Origin of the sequence: Nocardia pseudovaccinii NBRC 100343, from assembly GCF_001613225.1 — a bacterium.
GTDB lineage: Bacteria > Actinomycetota > Actinomycetes > Mycobacteriales > Mycobacteriaceae > Nocardia > Nocardia pseudovaccinii.
The window spans coordinates 1-16,290 of sequence record NZ_BDBY01000374.1; the positions used below are offsets into that span (position 1 = coordinate 1).

16 protein-coding genes are annotated in these 16,290 nt (G+C 66.0%); 6 read left to right on the forward strand and 10 right to left on the reverse strand.

What is annotated here, in order from left to right:
* From NP3_RS40370 to NP3_RS40395, 6 genes are all read right to left on the reverse strand, one after another.
* Positions 1-1,388, reverse strand: a 1,388-nt coding sequence (locus tag NP3_RS40370) for a glycosyltransferase 87 family protein (RefSeq protein ID WP_063046974.1), incomplete at its 3' end; no start/stop codon positions are given.
* Positions 1,389-1,516: 128 nt separating this feature from the next.
* Positions 1,517-2,344 carry a class II fructose-bisphosphate aldolase gene (locus NP3_RS40375; protein WP_063046975.1) on the reverse strand — a complete coding sequence of 276 codons (828 nt, stop codon included), beginning with the start codon at positions 2,342-2,344 and terminating at the stop codon, positions 1,517-1,519.
* Positions 2,341-3,291, reverse strand: a complete 951-nt coding sequence (locus NP3_RS40380; protein WP_063825045.1) for a hexose kinase — start codon at positions 3,289-3,291, stop codon at positions 2,341-2,343. The genes NP3_RS40375 and NP3_RS40380 overlap by 4 nt, the downstream gene beginning before the upstream one ends.
* Positions 3,288-4,436, reverse strand: coding sequence for an N-acetylglucosamine-6-phosphate deacetylase (locus tag NP3_RS40385; protein ID WP_063046976.1), 1,149 nt, complete (start codon positions 4,434-4,436; stop codon positions 3,288-3,290). The genes NP3_RS40380 and NP3_RS40385 overlap by 4 nt, the downstream gene beginning before the upstream one ends.
* 121 nt (positions 4,437-4,557) lie before the next feature.
* Entirely contained in the window at positions 4,558-5,607 is a 1,050-nt protein-coding gene (locus tag NP3_RS40390) for an ROK family protein (RefSeq protein WP_084509580.1), read from the reverse strand.
* A gap of 30 nt (positions 5,608-5,637) precedes the next feature.
* Complete coding sequence (locus NP3_RS40395) at positions 5,638-6,552, reverse strand: SIS domain-containing protein (RefSeq protein WP_063046977.1); 915 nt, start codon at positions 6,550-6,552, stop codon at positions 5,638-5,640.
* A gap of 158 nt (positions 6,553-6,710) precedes the next feature.
* Between NP3_RS40395 and NP3_RS40400 the strand changes: the two genes are divergently transcribed.
* From NP3_RS40400 to NP3_RS40415, 4 genes are all read left to right on the forward strand, one after another.
* Positions 6,711-7,961, forward strand: coding sequence for an extracellular solute-binding protein (locus tag NP3_RS40400; RefSeq protein WP_245721309.1), 1,251 nt, complete (start codon positions 6,711-6,713; stop codon positions 7,959-7,961).
* A gap of 1 nt (position 7,962) precedes the next feature.
* On the forward strand, positions 7,963-8,871 hold the full coding sequence (locus NP3_RS40405; protein WP_063046979.1) for a carbohydrate ABC transporter permease: 909 nt from the start codon (positions 7,963-7,965) through the stop codon (positions 8,869-8,871).
* Positions 8,868-9,773: a carbohydrate ABC transporter permease gene (locus NP3_RS40410; RefSeq protein ID WP_084509581.1), complete on the forward strand. Its 906-nt coding sequence runs from the start codon at positions 8,868-8,870 to the stop codon at positions 9,771-9,773. Before NP3_RS40405 ends, NP3_RS40410 begins: the two co-directional genes overlap by 4 nt.
* 110 nt (positions 9,774-9,883) lie before the next feature.
* Positions 9,884-10,537 carry a TetR/AcrR family transcriptional regulator gene (locus tag NP3_RS40415; protein WP_063046980.1) on the forward strand — a complete coding sequence of 218 codons (654 nt, stop codon included), beginning with the start codon at positions 9,884-9,886 and terminating at the stop codon, positions 10,535-10,537.
* A 9-nt stretch (positions 10,538-10,546) separates the two neighbouring features.
* Here the strand turns inward: NP3_RS40415 and NP3_RS40420 are convergent, their stop codons facing one another.
* A complete protein-coding gene (locus tag NP3_RS40420; protein ID WP_063046981.1) occupies positions 10,547-11,695 on the reverse strand; it encodes an FAD-dependent monooxygenase in 1,149 nt (382 codons plus the stop codon).
* An 88-nt stretch (positions 11,696-11,783) separates the two neighbouring features.
* On the opposite strand from NP3_RS40420, the gene NP3_RS40425 reads away from it, so the two are divergent.
* Together NP3_RS40425 and NP3_RS40430 are read left to right on the forward strand one after the other, a co-directional pair.
* A complete protein-coding gene (locus NP3_RS40425; protein WP_063046982.1) occupies positions 11,784-12,356 on the forward strand; it encodes a TetR/AcrR family transcriptional regulator in 573 nt (190 codons plus the stop codon).
* A 118-nt stretch (positions 12,357-12,474) separates the two neighbouring features.
* Positions 12,475-13,266 carry a DeoR/GlpR family DNA-binding transcription regulator gene (locus NP3_RS40430; RefSeq protein WP_063046983.1) on the forward strand — a complete coding sequence of 264 codons (792 nt, stop codon included), beginning with the start codon at positions 12,475-12,477 and terminating at the stop codon, positions 13,264-13,266.
* On the opposite strand, the gene NP3_RS40435 is transcribed toward NP3_RS40430, so the two are convergent.
* The 3 genes from NP3_RS40435 to NP3_RS40445 form a co-directional block, all read right to left on the reverse strand.
* Positions 13,263-13,577 (reverse strand): hypothetical protein, encoded by a 315-nt coding sequence (locus NP3_RS40435; protein WP_157124877.1) that lies wholly within the window; start codon positions 13,575-13,577, stop codon positions 13,263-13,265. The genes NP3_RS40430 and NP3_RS40435 overlap by 4 nt on opposite strands.
* 80 nt (positions 13,578-13,657) lie before the next feature.
* On the reverse strand, positions 13,658-14,623 hold the full coding sequence (locus tag NP3_RS40440; protein WP_157124880.1) for a sigma-70 family RNA polymerase sigma factor: 966 nt from the start codon (positions 14,621-14,623) through the stop codon (positions 13,658-13,660).
* A 35-nt stretch (positions 14,624-14,658) separates the two neighbouring features.
* Positions 14,659-16,239 carry a DHA2 family efflux MFS transporter permease subunit gene (locus NP3_RS40445; protein WP_063825046.1) on the reverse strand — a complete coding sequence of 527 codons (1,581 nt, stop codon included), beginning with the start codon at positions 16,237-16,239 and terminating at the stop codon, positions 14,659-14,661.
* Positions 16,240-16,290: the final 51 nt, after the last annotated feature.

The following is a 16,290-nucleotide window of genomic DNA, read 5'->3' on the forward strand; positions in this document are numbered from 1 at the left end:
CCCGGCGGTTCACTGCTCGGACCGTCTTCCCGCCGACCGGCGGCGCCCACCCCTCGCTCGCGCCGCCGGTCCGCGACTCCCTCGTCGGGCAGCTGCACGGTGTTCAGCCGGAGCGGAATCAGCCAGACGATCGCGGCGACCAGCGCGATGGTGGCGAGCAGGGTGTACGAATCGCCGAGTAGGAATTGCCATACCGTCCAACGGAATTCCCGGCCATTGGTCTGCGGTACCTGCCAGATCAGGCCCTGCGGCAGCAGTGGCAGATCCGGATCCCATGCGCCGACCTGGTCGGACTTCAGTGGCCAGGCGAAGACGAACAGGTAGACGAGCCCGGGTACGGCGATCCGGACGGCGAGTGGCCGACGGCGCAGCACGTGGATCAGCCACAGCAGTGCCGGTGTGATCCACACCCAGTAGTGGGTCCAGGAAATCGGCGAGACCAGCAGCATTACCGTGGCCGCGAGCAGTGCGCCCAGCAATTGGTCACCGCGCAGGTGGGCGATCCGCGCAGCCGCCAGTCCGGCGAGGCCGAGCAGTCCGGCGCAGACGAACGAGGACGTGGTGTCGCCCCAGGTCGACCATTCCAGGCGGCCGAACATGCCGTTGATCGACTGATTCTGCACATAGGCGAAGCCGATCCGGTTCTGCGAGGTCGTGGTCGTGGTCCAGAACTGCAGTGCCTGGGTCGGCCGGTACCAGAAGCCGACCGCGACCGTGGCGCCGAAGGTCGCCGCGGCCGTCGCGGCGGCCCGGAACTGGCGGGTGATGAGCAGATAGACGATGAAGACCGCAGGGGTCAGCTTCAGTCCGGTCGCGATGCCGATGAGGATGCCCCGATATCGGCTCTCTTTGGGCATGGCGAGATCGGCCAGGACCAAGGCCATCAGGATCGCGCTGAGCTGACCGAACCGGAATGTCTGCTGGATGGGCTCCAACCAGATCGCAGCGCCGGTGACGGCGATGCTCGAGGCCAGCAAACCCGTTCCGCGGCGCATTTGCTGGAGTCTGGCGGCGCTCCAGACGCTCACGAACAGCGACACCATGGTGAGCACCGTGACGCCGGTCCCGATGTAGTTGATCGGGAATCGCGACAGTTCGGCGCAGATCCACGCGGCGAAAACGGGATAGAGGAAGGGCAGGCCCATCGGTCCGCGGCCGTCGTACAGCAGCGCGGGATGAGTCGCCGCTGCCGTACCGCCCCACATATAGACCTGTAGATCGATTTGGTGCCAGTACATCTGCCAGTTGGGCCGCACGAACAGCAGCCAGGCGCCGATGGACAGGGAGGCGAATACTATTGCGGCACTGAGCGTCAATCTGTGCGAGACCTCGAGCTGCGTCTCCGCACCGGCAGCGCGCTGTTCTCCTGTTTGCAGGATGACAGCCATGGAGTTGTTATTCCTTCATCAGGTGATACAGCTCTAGCGGACAGCAAATCCTTAGCTAAACTAAAGGCAATCCATCGTATCATCGCTGCCCAACGACGGCTGCCCATACTTTCCCGGGTTGGTGAGACCTACCGCGCGAGCACCCGCAGCAGATGTTCGACCTCGGACCGGATCGCATCGCGAGCGGGCTGCAGGTACTTGCGCGGATCGGCAATGGTGGGGCTGTCCGCGAGCGCGGTTCGAATCGCCTCGGTGGCAACGACATTCAGCCGGGTGGCGATATTGATTTTGGTCATGCCGTGCTCGACGGCGGCCCGCAGACCGGCGTCGGGGACGCCGGAGGAGCCGTGCAGCACAAGGGGGACAGGGACTTTCGTGGCCAGCCGAGCAATCAGGTCGCTATCGAGTTCGGCGGTGCGGGTCTGCATGGCGTGTGAGGATCCGACGGCGACGGCTAGGGCGTCCACGCCGGTTGCCGCGACGAATTCGACGGCCTCGTCCGGATCGGTGCGGACGCCGGGGGCGTGCGCACCGTCCTTACCGCCCACCTCGCCGAGTTCGGCCTCGACGAAGACATCGCGGTCGTGACACCAGCGGACGATATCTGCGGTGGCAGCGACGTTTTCGGCGTAGTCGAGGGTGGAGCCGTCGTACATGACCGAGCGGATACCGAGGTCGACCGCGGTGCGAATGAGTTCGAACGACGTGGCATGGTCCAGGTGCACGGCGATATCGGCGCTACTGTCGGCGGCAATGCTCGCGCAGGCCAGCGCGATCGGGCTGAGGTTGCCGTGGTAGCGCACCGTATTCTCCGAAAGTTGGAGCAGCACCGGACGATTCGCCGCCTCGGCGGCCGCGGCGATGGCCTCGGCGTGTTCGATGGTGATCACATTGAAGGCGCCGAGACCGCCCGGACGGGCGGCCGCGATCAGGTCCGCGACGGGTCTCGAGGTCATGGGGAGGTCTCCTGCGGGGTGGCTAGTCGTTCGACGATCACCGTCGGTGCGATCTGGGTGCGCAGGCGGCGGTCGATTTCACCGGCCACCGGGATGACGACCGCGGCGGCCGAGGTGGCGACGGCGTCTACCAGAACGGCGGGCCAGTCGGGGGTGTCTTTCGCATCCGACAGGGCCGCGATCACCGCGGCTGTCGCGGAATCACCCGCGCCGGTGGGATTTCCGGCGAGTGGTTCGGGCAGGGCCGCCGACCACGCGCCCTCGGCGGTGACCACGACCATGCCCTCGGCGCCGCGGGTGGCGATGACGGCGCGCACACCGCGTTCGATGAGCGGCAGTGCGGCCGTGGCGACTTCGTCCGGGGTCACCGGGACTCGTCCGGTGAGGCGTTCCAGCTCTTCGGTATTCGGCATCAGCACGATGCCGGGGACCTGCGCGGCCAGGCGCAATGACTCGCCGTCGACATCGCAGACGGTCGGGACACCGGCGGCGATGGCGGTGCGCGCGATTTCGGCGGGCAGGCCGTGGGCGATGCCGCCCGGCAGCGATCCCGAGATGACCAGGCCGTTGATATCGGGCAGCATCCCCGAAACGCGTACCGAGAGCTGTTCGGCGGCATGCGGATTCGACACGCGTGCACCCGGCTCCCACAGTGCGGTCGCGGTGCCGTCGCCCGATTCGCTGATCACCACCGTGCGCCGGACCCAGGGCAGTGCGTGCACGAAGTCGACCGGCATCTCCAGCTCGGCGGCGGCCGCGAAGGCGTGGTCGGAGAATCCCGTTGCCCTGGCATATTTCCCGAGCTGATTGAGCACCCGGGTCACATTGATGCCCTTGCCGCCGATGCGCTGCTCGACCGAACGGACCCGATGGGCCTGGCCGCGCTCGAAATGCTCTACCCGGTAGGTCATGTCGTAGGCGGGATTCATTGTCACGGTGAGGATCACGTCAACAACTGTCCACGTCTGAGCACCCGGCGCAACTGCAGATTGTCATCGACTATCAGCAGGTCGGCGAAATGGTCGGTCCTGAGGTCGCCCACATTGCCCAGTCCTGCCGCCGCGGCCGGAACCGAAGTGGCGGCGATCACCGCCTCGCGCAGTGGCACACCGCATTCTCGGACGGCCCAGGCGAGGCAGCGCAGGAGGTGGGCGGTGCCGCCCGCGATGGACCCATTGGCTATCCGGGCCACGCCATCGGCGACATGCACGACTTGCGGACCGAGCTGATATTCGCCGTCTGGCATGCCCGCTGCCTGCATCGCATCGGTGATCAGCGCGACCCGTGCGGGCGCGGTCGCGAAAACCAAGGCGCCGAAACCGGAGTCGACGTGCACGCCGTCGCCGATCAGCTCGACGACGACCTGGCGTTGCGCCGCGCCGACGAGTGCGGCGGCCACCGGACCCGGCGTTCGGTGATGCAGTGGCGGCATTCCATTCGCCAAGTGTGTGACCAGACTGCCGAATCCACTGGGGCGCAGTGCCTGTCGGAACCGGGTGAAATCGGTATCGCTGTGGCCGAGCGACACCACCACATCGGCGTCGGAAAGACGTTGGGCGACCTTGTCGAATCCCGGCAGCTCCGGGGCGAGCGTCATGACCCGCAGATGTCCGTCGGCGGCAGCGAGCAGCTGTTCGGTCAGCTCGAGATCGGGATCGCGCAGATATCGGGGATCCTGCGCGCCACACCGTGCGGCGGCCAGAAACGGTCCCTCGGCATGGATTCCGCCGATGGTGCCCTCCGCCGCCAAGGATCGCAGCGCAGCGACCTGCGCGATCATGTCGGGCGCGGCGCCGGTGACAACGCTGGCCAGCACGGTGGTGGAGCCGTGCGTGTGATGGAACTCGGCGGCCGCGCGGGCCTCGGCGCAGTCGACGGTGTCGAACCGATGGCCGAAGCCGCCGTGGTTGTGAATATCGACGAGGCCGGGCAGTACGGTGCCGGAAAATGGCGGCACTGCCGAATCCGGATGTGCGGCAACCCAGTCCGCGAGCGAGCGCACTTTGTCGATCCGGCCTGCGCGGACCGACACGACGCCGTCGTCGAATTCCGATGTCGCAGAAACGATCCGTCCGCGAATCTCGAGACTCATCCGGGCACCCTTGCATGGGCGAGCGCCATATTGCCGACCAGCTTTTCGCAGCGTGGGGTCGAACCCATCGGTTCGATGCGCCGCCTCCGACGCACTGGACCAGCACTGCTCTCGACGCGAGTCACGTGAGTGCTCCCTGTCTGGCGAACAGTGCCGCACCCATGAGCCCCGCGCGAACACCGAACTCGCCGAGCATAACCCGCGGCGCGGGCACCACGCGCAGGCGTTCGGCAATGGTGTGGTGCAGGGGTTCGGTCAGCGCGGGTCCGGCCCCGGCCAGGCCGCCGCCGAGGATGATCAGCTCGGGACAGGCCGCATGGATGATGCCGAGCAGTCCGTCGGCAAGTGCGCTGATCGCTTCGGCGACCACGGCCTTGGCGTCGGGATCGGTATCAAGTATCGCGAAAACATCAGCCGCGCTGGCTGTTTCGTGACCAGTTCGCTTCGCGTAGGCGCGGGCGATGGCTGCGCCGGACGCCACGGTCTCCACGCAGCCGATATTGCCGCAGGGGCAGCGCAATCCGTCGGCGTGCCGCACGGGGATGTGTCCGTATTCGCCGGTCTGCCCGTACGCGCTGCGCATCAAACGGCCACCGACGGAAAGAGTGCCGCTGATGCCGGTCCCCAGAATGACCACGCAGACGTCATCGTGGCCGCGCCCGGCGCCGAACCGCCATTCGGCCCAGCCCGCCACCGCGACATCGTGCTCGATCAGCACCGGCATGCCCCAGCGCTCGATGAACCGATCGCCGATGTGCACATCGCGCCAACCGACATTGCTGCTGAATACCGCGATCGAACGGACCGGATCGACGATGCCCGGCAGTAGTACCGCCGCGCGCGCGACGCGGTCGCGCTGGTCATCGGTCAACTCCGCCAGCAGTTGATCGCCGAGTGCTCCTATGGTTTCGAAGGCCGCCTCGCCCTGCGGCGTGGCCACCACGCCCGAAGCGAGCACCGTGCCCGCGGCATCGGTGACCTCACCTTTCATCGTGGTGCCGCCGACATCGAGGCCGAGCACCAGCAGATCATCGGTCAACGCCGTGACCGGCTGCTGTTGCGCAACCGGCCCCGGCGCTGCCGCGGCGTCCGGCACCGCCGAGGTCGCCACGTCCGTGCGGTCCGCGCGAACGTCACGGTGCACGGTGGTCGGGGGCTGTTCCGTTCCCATAACCGCACAGTAGTTCCTGGTAGCGACCGCTCACCGATCCAGAACGACGGAACGGTTGAGGTTGCGCGGATGATCCGGGTCGAGCCCTTGGTCGGCGGCGCGCAGCACACAGAGCTGGTGCACCCGCACCAGATCGGCCATCGGATCGATATCGCGATGTTCGAAGTGCGCTCCGGTGACGGCCACGTCCTGCGCGAAATTGGGGACGAGCGGTCCGAAGGCCCAGACGGCGCGGCCGGGGGTGGAGATGCTGATCGGTCCGTGCCGGTATTCGGTCTGCAGATACGACTCGGTCCAGGACTGGCAGGATTCGCGCAGCTTGAGCCCCGCCTCCTCGGCGATCGCGGCCGCGAAACCCATCCCGACGAAGCTGATCTGCTCGGCACGACGCACGTCCGCCAGTGCCGTAGCCGGATCCTCGGCGAGTACGGCCCTGGCCTGCTCGATGGCCGGACGCAGATCCTCGCCGAGATGCCAGCGCAGAATCGCCAGCGCGGTTGTCGCGAAACGGGTCTGCACCACCGACTGCTCGTCGACCTCGTCGATCAGGATCGGATCACCCAGGTCGAGCACCGGGGTGCCCGGACTGCTGCAGATGACGGTGCGCGGAATGCGCGCCGGTATCGCCCGCATGGCATCGACCACCTCGGTGGTGGTGCCGGAGCGGCAGATGACCAGGTAGCGGTCGTAATCACGATCGCCGCGGACCTCGCTCGCCGGCCAGGCATCGGTAATGCCCTGCCCCGAACTCTCGCGCAGTGACGCGATGGCACGGGACATGAACAGCGAAGTGCCGCAACCGATGACGGCGACACGCTCACCCGGTTGGGGCAGTACGGCGCGGTGCTCGGCGGCGGTGGTCTCGGCGCGAACCCAGTCGTCCGGCTGGGTGGCGACTTCGGCGGCCAGATGAGTCACGGGGGTGGGGTGAGCGGAAATCGGCACAACAACAGGATCACTCTCGGTGATCGTTCATGTCAAATTTTTGAGCAAATCAGTCACATGTGATCAATGCTGGGTCTAGCCTGTTGGACAAGCGATTCGTTCGCTCCATCATCGGCGCTGCGGTAGCGCCCGGAGTGAAAATTTGAAAGGTTCTGCTCGTGAAAAGACCCCTCCACGGCGTCCTCGCGGGGATCGCGATGGTCACCGGCCTCGCGCTCGCCGTCTCGTCCTGTGGTTTCGGCTCCAAGGATTCGGCCGACTCCGATACGACGATCAACTTCCTGGCTCCCGCCTACAGCGACGGTGCCAATGGCACGAAGGCGCTGTGGGACCGGATCATCGACGACTTCCAGAAGCAGAACCCCGGCTACAAGGTCAACCTGCAGATGGAGTCATGGGAGTCGATCAACGATGTGGTGAAGACCAAGCTGCAGTCCAAGTCCACCACCCCGGATCTGCTGAATATCGACGCCTACGCGAGCTTCGCCGGTGACGGCATGCTCTATCCGGTATCCGAGGTCGTCTCCCCGAATGTGCTGTCGGATGTACAGCCCGGCTTCGCCAAGAACGCCTCGCTGAACGGCACGCAGTATGCGATGCCGCTGTTCGCCTCCACGCGCACCCTGTTCTACAACACCGACCTGTTCGCGAAGGCGGGGGTGAGCACGCCGCCCAAGACCTGGGCCGAGCTGACCGATGCCGCCAAGAAGATCCAGGCGCTCGGCGGCGGTGTTTCCGGCTACGGTCTGCCGCTGGGCAGTGAGGAATCGCAGGCCGAGACGTCGCTGTGGACCTTCGGTGCCGGTGGCAACTGGTCCGATGACGACAAGATCACCGTGGATACCCCGCAGAACCTGGAGGGGGTCAAGGCTATGCGGGAGATCTTCGACGCCGGTGTCACCCAGCCGAATCCGGGTGCGACCAACCGCAAGGACGTCATCAATTCGTTCATCCAGGGCAAGGTCGGAATGATCGAGGGGCTGCCGCCCACCATCGCCCAGATCGCCGATAAGAATCCGGGTCTGAAGTACGCCACCGCGCCCACGCCGACCAAGGACGGTGCGCCTGTCACGCTGGGCGTGGCCGATCACCTGATGGCATTCAAGAAGGACGGTAAGAAGGCCGAGACGATCAAGAAGTTCCTCGACTTCTTCTACTCGGCGAATGTGTACTCGAACTTCGTCAAGAACGAGCACTTCATCCCGATCACGACCAGTGCCACCGCCGTGCTCGCCGACGACCCGGTGACCAAGGCCTTCGCGGCGACCCTGCCGGTGGCCAAGTTCTACCCGAGCAATAACCCGAAATGGGCTGCGGTGCAGGGCGCCATGCATCAGCAGATGGGCACCATCGCCCAAGGTGCGGACCCGGCACAGGTGTTGCAGCGGATTCAGGAAGCAGCGAAATAGCGTGGGGCGCACAGGTACCCGGGTACTTTCAGGGAAGAACTCGACACTGCGGGCCGTCCCCTGGATCGGGCCGACTCTGCTGCTGATCGCGGCGATTGTCGCGTTCCCGGTCGGCTATATGGTCTGGACCAGCACCCGGGACCTGAGCGCCTACGGACAGGACCGCGGTCCCGCCGGACTGGCCAACTACCGAAACCTGTTCGATATCAGCGAATTGGGATCGGTATTGGCGCATACCGTGGTCTGGGTGGTCAGCGTCGTGCTGATCACCCTGGTGCTCTCGGCGGGGCTGGCGCAGTTCCTGAACAAGGATTTCCCGGGACGCACCGCGGTGCGGATGGCGATCCTGGTCCCGTGGGCGGCCTCGGTGGTGATGACGACGACCATCTTCTATTACATGCTCGATCCCGATGTCGGCATCGCCAACCGGTTCCTGGTCGATATCGGGCTGCTGGACCGGGGTTACGGCTTCACCAAACAGCCGACGCCCGCCTTCCTGGTGGCGATCGGCGTCGCGGTCTTCGTCTCGATCCCGTTCACCACCTACACGATCCTGGCCGGGCTGCAATCGATTCCGGCCGAGATCGATGAGGCGGGCCGGGTAGACGGCGCCAATGCGTGGCAGCGCTATCGATACCTCACCCTGCCGCAATTGCGTCCGGCGATCGCGGTGGCGACGATCATCAACATCATCAATGTGTTCAACTCGCTGCCCATTCTGCAGGTGATCACCGGCGGTATCGCGGGCTTCGGTGCGGATACGACAACGACGTTGACCTTCAAGCTGATCCGGCAGAACCAGCAGCTCGACACCGCCGCCGCCATGAGCGTGCTCAACTTCGCGCTGATCGTGGTCATCATCGCGATCTATGTGAAGGTCATCAAGCCGACCCAGCAGGTGGACGCATGACGACACAGGCCGACATTCACATCGAGGGTGTGGACATCCCGCCGGACACCACGGATGTCGAGGTCCCGACCGGCCGAACTCGGCGGCGGCGGTGGGAACTCACCGCGGTCGGGGTGGTGCTCGCCGTCATCTTCCTGACCCCGTTCGTGGTGATGGTGCTCGGCTCGCTGAAGAGCCGCGCCGAAATCCTGCGCATCCCGCCGACGTATCTGCCCGAAACCTGGCACCCGGACAACTACTCCACCATGTGGGACACCCCGGAGACGCCGCTGCCGTACAACCTGGTGAGCACGGTTGTCATCTCGGTCTGCGCCACTTTGCTGGTGCTCTTCGTGGCCATCCCGGCCGCGTATTACACGGCGCGGCACAAGTTTCCGGGGCGCGCGATATTCCTCGCGCTGGTGCTGGTCACCCAGATGTTGCAGCCGACGGTATTGGTGACCGGACTGATCCGGCAGTTCTTCACCCTCGGCATCAATGACACCTGGCTGGCCATGATCCTGGTGAACGCCGCGTTCAATCTCTCATTCGCGGTGTGGATCCTGCACAGCTTCTTCGCCGCCATTCCGGTGGAGATCGAGGAGGCCGCGCAGCTCGACGGTCTGAGCCGCTGGCAGATCCTGGTCCGGGTGAGCCTGCCGCTGGTCTGGCCCGGCATCGTCACCGCGACGATCTTCGTGGTAGTGGCCTGCTGGAACGAATTCGCGGCGAGCCTGGTGGTGCTGACCACGCCGGAGAATCAGCCGCTGTCGGTGGCGCTGACCAAATTCGTCGGGCAATACGACACGGCGTGGCAGTACGTCTTCGCGATCTCCACGGTGGGCATCGTTCCGGTGGTCATTCTGTTCGCCTTCATCGAGAAGCGCCTGGTCGCAGGGCTTACCGCGGGCAGTGTCAAGTAATCGTCCGACGACGGGCGGTCTTGTGCCCCCGCCGTTTTCGACGATGAATGCGCAGGCCGCCGGATGTCCGTGCTCCGGGGTAGGCGCTTCCGGCCGGTAGCATCGAATCCGTGGCACGGCAGGATGACGAACGCAGGGAGGGCCGCAATTACGGCGGGCTGTCCAAGGAGCAGCGGGTAGCTCAGCGGCAGGCGCGACTCATCGATGCCGCGCTGGAATTATTCGGCACCCAGGGCTATGCGGCCACCTCGATCGAACGGCTGTGTGCCGTCGCGAATGTTTCTACCCGTAGTTTCTACGAAGATATGGGCAGTCGCGAGGCCCTGTTGATCGCGCTGGTCAATCGCATTACCTCGCATGCGGTCGAACGAGCGCTGGAAAGTATGTCGAAGACTGCGGGCCAGCCGCTTTCGACGCGGGTCGTCGACAGTTTCCGGGCCTATCTCGAGGTGACCTGTGCCGATCACCGGTCGGCGCGGGTGTGTTACGTCGAAGTGGTCGGCGTCAGTTCGGCCGTGGAGGATTGGCGCAGGCAGCAGCGCCGCCTGCTCTCATCGCTGCTGATCAGCGAGGCGGAGCGAGCCGTCGAGCGCGGCGAGACCAAGGCGCGCCGGTTCGATCTGTTCGCGCTCGCGGTGATCGGCGCGGTGAATTCGCTGGCCCAGGAGTTGGTGCGAACCACCCATACCGATACCGAGGTGTCACTCGATGAAATATGCGAGGAGATCGCGTATTTCGTGAATTCCGGGCTTGCGCTGAACTGACGGCGGGATTTAAGCGGCGCATCGGGCACGATCGCGGATGGCCGTGACAGCGGGGAGGGCCCGAGTTGCGGTATTGCGCAGTGCGATTCCGGCCTTCGTCGCCGGAATGAGCATCGATGCAGCAGCGGCAACGCCGTTGAGTTTGGGATCGACCAGCACCCGGTGCCGGGTCTCGTAGCGCTGGAACGCCGCCACGTGGTCCTCCGGTGTGGCCGCCAGTTCCTCCGCCAACGTGTACGCACCGGCGATCGCGAGGGTGGAGCCGTCGCCGAACAGTGAGACGCAGGATGCGGCGTCACCGAGCAGGGCGACACGTCCGTCCGACCAACGCGGCAACTCGCCCTTGCTGACGGAGTCGAAGAACAGGTCGTCGGTGTCGCGGACACGATCCAGCAATTCGGGGACCCGCCAGCCCTGATCGGTGAAGGCCTCGATGACCAGGCGCTTGTGCAGTTCGGTATCGCGGTGATCGAAACCGGGTACGCCCTGGTGCCGGAACATGAATGCCGCGAGGGCGCGACCCTTCGTCGGGTGCACCGACAGTGCCCGTCCCGGTGTGTTGTAGATGAGAACTTCGCGGTCGCTGCCGAATGGCTCATCGAGCCGGATGGTGGCGATGTAGATGCCCATATGCCGGACGAATTCGGATTCGTCGCCGAAGGTCAGGCGGCGCACCACCGAATGCAGGCCGTCCGCGCCGATTACGAAGTCGAACCGGCGGGGTCGGGCGTGTTCGAAGGTGACGTCGACGCCGTCGGTGTGCTGTGCCAGGCCGGTAATGCTGTCGCCCCAAAGGAATTCGGCATTGTCACGGCTCGCGTCGAGCAGGATCGCGGCGAGATCGGCTCGCGGGACCTCGACTTCGCGGTCGCCCGCCGATCCCTGGAAGGCCTTCAGGTCGACCCGGGCGACGCGGCGGCCGCTCGCGTTGACGAAATTCATCTGGGACACAGCGGAATTCGCGGCTCGCAGTTTCGGCATGATGCCCATGCGCTCGACCACATCGATGGCGGGTCCCTTTACGTCGACCGGATTTCCGCTGGAGCGCTGCCCCGTCGCCCGCTCGACCACCGTGACCTGGAATCCGCGGTCGGCCAGCCAGTACGCCAGGGTCGAGCCGCCGATGCCCGCGCCCGAGATCAGAACCGTCTTGTTCATGACAACACCTTTCGGCTAAGTGGACGAATTTCGTCCGTTTAGTGGAGCGTACAGTAAGCGGAAGGATTTCGTCCACTTAAACTTGGAGGTGAGGGCGACGATCGGTCCGAAGAGGGCGGACGCCAGGAACAACCGGGATCAGATCATTGCCGCGGCGCTGGTGACCTTCCGGGAGCAAGGGGTCGATGTGCCGATGAAGGAGATCGCGGATCGGGCGGGCGTGGGTGTCGGCACGCTGTATCGGCACTTCCCGGACCGGGATGCGTTGATCGCCGAGACGGCCCAGTCCTACCTCGCGGATCTGGACCAATTGGCGGCGACCGCATTGGAGCAGGAGGGCGCGGCGTGGCCTGCGCTTTCGCGGTTGCTGCACGAGTGCGCGCAGCGCCGGGTCGGGGCGTTGGCGGCGGCGATCGAGCCGAATCTGCATGTCGAGATCCAGGCCGATCCGCGATTGCACGAGGTGCGGGGGCGGATTGTCGAGTCGGTCTCGCGGATGACCAGGGAGGCGCAGGCCGCCGGTGCCATGCGCGCGGATATCGAGCCCGGCGAGGTGGCCGGGCTGATGACCTTGCAGATCTACACCCGGGCCGGTGAGTCGCATCCGGAGGCGGTTCGTCGGGTGGTCGATCTCGTGCTCGATGGGTTGCGGGCGCGGTGATAGGTGTCCGGCTTGGCAATACGGCGGCCGAATCTCTACCGTCGGCACGCGCCTGTGGTCAGATTGTTCACGTGCATGGAAAAACGGCAGGTCGTCCGCGCGGGCGGGAAGATATGAAATGACCGGACCGACGGACCGGCCGCAGCGATGGAACCGACTGCTGGAACTGCTCGCCGAAACCGGGCGGCTCTCGGTTGAAGAAGCCGCCGAACGCCTCGGTGTTTCCCCGGCGACGGTGCGCCGCGACTTCACCGCACTCGCCGAACAGCAGTTGGCGACCCGGACGCACGGCGGTGTGGTCGCGACTTCGGTCGCCTACGACCTGCCCGCGCGCTACCGGCAGGGTGCGGACGAGGCGAAGCAGCGGATCGCGGAACATGCTGCGGGACTTGTCGAACCGAATGCGGTAGTCGGAATGAACGGCGGGACAACGACGACCGCCGTGGCGCGGGCATTGGCCGGGCGGGCCGATTTGGCGAATGCCACTGGCGACCAACTGACCATCGTCACCAACGCGCTCAATATCGCGGGTGAGATGGTGCTGCGACCGCATATGCGCACGATCGTGCTGGGCGGGGTGGCGCGGCGGGAATCCTATGAGCTGCACGGGCCGCTGGCCGAGCGAGCGTTGGCCGAATTGCGTTTGGATGCGCTGATTCTCGGCGTCAATGCGATTTCCGCCGAGGGCGGCGCACAGTGTCGGCACATCGACGAAGCGGGGGTGACCACCGAGATGGTGCGGCGGTCCGGGCATGTGATGGTTGTCGCCACCGCGGACAAACTGGAGCGCTCGGCATTGGCTCGGATTTGCGGGATCGAGCAGGTCGATGTGCTCGTGACGGATTCGGATGCGGATCCGGGTGCGGTGGCGACGATTCGAGGGGCCGGGGTCCGGGTGGACGTGGTTTAGGGGGCTTCGTAGTTCTGGCCGTACCAGTGCGCCTGCCCGAACTGCTCGCTCAGGGCCGCGCAGCGGGCTTGCCGCTGCTGGTGTTCGCGGCCGTCCGAGGTGTAATCGCCCTCGATGTCGAGCAGCCGGTTCAACTCGTGATCGTGGCGAGCGAGTTCTCCATCGGCAAGGGGTGTGCCGAACACCAGGGTCCAACCGTCGAGCACGGGACTCACATACATCCGGGCGCAATCGGCATGCTCGTCGTAAGCGGTGCGGCTGTGTCTCGAGTCGTGGCCCTGCCAGGTGGCGGTGCCTATCGACCAGGTCACCGCCACCGGATCGGACAGGCCGAAGGCATTGAGTACCGCGGCCCGGTCCGTCCCAGCCGACCCGACCTTCGAAGAACCGTTCAGAGGGTGGCCGGTAGGCCGAAGCCGGGGAAGAGGGTGGCATCCAGGAAGACCGTGATTCGGTCGATGGCCGTGTCGCGGAGGGTGAGTAGGTGGATGGAATGTGCGTGGTAGGTGTCGGTTTCGTCGCGGCGGTAGTAGGCGATCGCGGGTTGGGTGTTGGCGGAGGTCGGGATTGCGCGCCACTCGCCGGGTGTGGAACCGCACTTGTCGGTGAAGAATTCGACGACGTGGGCGCGGCCCGCGAACCAGAGCAGGGCGGGCGGCATTTCGAGGACGACATCGTCGCGTAGGAGCTCGGCGAAGGAAGCCATGTCGGCATTGCCGAAGGTGGTTACGTATCGGTCGATCATCGCGCGTTCGTCCGGGCTCAACGATTCCGATATGTGGTCGAGCATGGGGGCGTCTTTCTCCAATTGGGCGTGGGCGCGTTGCAGTGCGCTGTTGACCGCGGCGGTAGTGGTTTCGAGCAGGTCGGCGACTTCGGCCGCGGACCATGCGAGTACGTCGCGCAGGATCAGGACCGCGCGCTGCCTGGCGGGTAGATATTGCAGGGCCGCGATGAATGCGAGCCGGATGCCGCTGCGGGCCGCGATCACGGTTGCCGGATCGTCGGCGGCGGTGCCGAGCAGGGTATCGGGAATCGGTTCCAGCCAGGGGATTTCGGGATGGCGCTCCGGTTTGGCGACCACGGTATCGCTGGGCCCGCCGAGTCCGGTGGGCAGCGCCCGCCTGCCGCGCTGTTCGAGCGCGGTCAGGCAGGCGTTGGTGGCGATCCGATACAGCCAGGTGCGCAGCGACGCCCGCGCTTCGTCATAGCGATCGGCCGCGCGCCATGCTCGCAGCATCGTCTCCTGCACCAGATCCTCGGCGTCATGGATCGAGCCGAGCATCCGATAGCAGTGCGCGAGTAGTTCGGGCCGGTAGGGCGCGGTGCGCGCCGCGAAATCCGCACTGACCGTCATGGGTGCACAACCTACCGAGGAATCTGTGGTGCTGGTCATGCCTTCACCCCGGTGCGGTCCTCGCGAGCTGCCGAGTCGGAGGTCATCGCGCCGCTCGGTGTGCCCGCAGGGGCGGAGGTCATCGCGCTGCTCGGTGTGCCCGCAGGGGCGGAGGTCATCGCGCTGCTCGGTGTGCCCGCAGGGGCGGAGGCCGACCCGTCGCTCGGTGGTCCCGCGGGTTCCGCCGAAACCGGCTCGATGGGTGCGGGAATGGGCGCACCGGCCGGAATCAACAGGCCGATCGCGGCGCCGAGGAGCGCGAGCAAAGCGGCGGTACCGATGGCGGCCGCGAAGCCGTCGCTGAAGTCCCGCGCGCCGGTGAAGCCGCCCACCACCGCGAAAACAGCCGCGGGGACCGCGATTCCGAAGGCGCCACCGAGTTGGCGCAGAGTGTTGTATGTGCCCGACGCGGCGCCGACGGCGGGCATCGGAACGGCGCGCAGCACCGCACTCTGCGCGGCGGGAATCGCCATCGACACGCCGACGCCGGAGATGACGAAGGGCGCGATCATCGCGGTGTACGACAGGTCCGGTCCGGCGGTTAGGGCGATCCACCCGTAGCCGACGGCCTGCATGAGCAAACCGGTGACAACCAGCGGACGTTCACCGAACCGGTTGACCTGCTTGCCCGCGATCGGCGCCACCAGGAACAGGGTGATCGTCCACGGCGCCAAGCGCAGCCCGGCACCGAGCGGGCCTTGCTGCTGCACGATCTGCAGGAACTGGGCGAAGAAGAACGCGCCACTGAAAATCGAGGCGGCCAACAGGAATCCGACCGCATTGCCCGCGGAGAATGCGCGCGAGGCGAAGAAGCGCATGGGAATCAGCGGCGCGGCGGTGCGCAGCTCCCAGCGTACGAATCCGATCAGCGCCACCGCGCCTGCCAGGAAAGCGAGCGTGACTTCCGCGCCGGTCCAACCGGATTCATTGCCCCGAATAAGAGCCCAGACAATGCCGAAGGCGGCGACGCTCACCAACGCGATCCCGGGAAAGTCCAACCTGCGTGCCTCGCCCACACTTTCGGCCAGCCGCGTGCGCACCAATGGAATCAGCACCGCCCCGATCGGCAGGTTCAACCAGAAGATCCACTGCCAGGCCAGGCCCTGCACCACCGCACCCCCGACGAGCGGTCCGCCGAGGGTGGCCAATCCGGTTGCCGCCGCGAATAATCCGAGCGCCTTGGTCCGCTGCTGCGGCTGGAACGCCGCCGAGAGCAAGGCCACCGCCACGGGCATGACGGCGGCGGCCCCGATGCCCTGCGCCGTCCGCGCGGCGATCAACAGACCCAGATTCGGTGCGAGCGCGCATCCGGCGGAGGCCGCGCTGAACAACGCCAGCCCGCCGACGAGCACCCGTCTGCGGCCGTACCGGTCGCCGAGCGCCGCGCCCGCCATCAACAGCACCGCGAAACTCAGGTTGTAGGCATTGATCGTCCATTCCAGCTCGCCGATCGATGCGTGCAGATCGAGCTGGATCGCATGCATCGCGGTCGTGACGACCAGTGCGTCGAGCACGATCATCAAACCCGCGAGTGATGTCAGCGCCAGTACCCAGCGCTGTCCCGTGGTCATCTTCATTGCATTCCTCCGATGGGTTTGCGGGTACATACCGGCGTCGCCGCGCCGATT

Excerpts from the sequence above, each read along its gene's own strand:
- NP3_RS40375 (WP_063046975.1), bottom strand. The coding sequence starts at position 2,344 with ATGACCTCGAGACCCGTCGCGGACCTGATCGCGGCCGCCCGTCCGGGC.
- NP3_RS40385 (WP_063046976.1), bottom strand. The coding sequence starts at position 4,436 with ATGAGTCTCGAGATTCGCGGACGGATCGTTTCTGCGACATCGGAATTC.
- NP3_RS40390 (WP_084509580.1), bottom strand. The coding sequence starts at position 5,607 with ATGGGAACGGAACAGCCCCCGACCACCGTGCACCGTGACGTTCGCGCG.
- NP3_RS40410 (WP_084509581.1), top strand. The coding sequence starts at position 8,868 with ATGACGACACAGGCCGACATTCACATCGAGGGTGTGGACATCCCGCCG.
- NP3_RS40420 (WP_063046981.1), bottom strand. The coding sequence starts at position 11,695 with ATGAACAAGACGGTTCTGATCTCGGGCGCGGGCATCGGCGGCTCGACC.
- NP3_RS40430 (WP_063046983.1), top strand. The coding sequence starts at position 12,475 with ATGACCGGACCGACGGACCGGCCGCAGCGATGGAACCGACTGCTGGAA.
- NP3_RS40440 (WP_157124880.1), bottom strand. The coding sequence starts at position 14,623 with ATGACGGTCAGTGCGGATTTCGCGGCGCGCACCGCGCCCTACCGGCCC.
- NP3_RS40445 (WP_063825046.1), bottom strand. The coding sequence starts at position 16,239 with ATGAAGATGACCACGGGACAGCGCTGGGTACTGGCGCTGACATCACTC.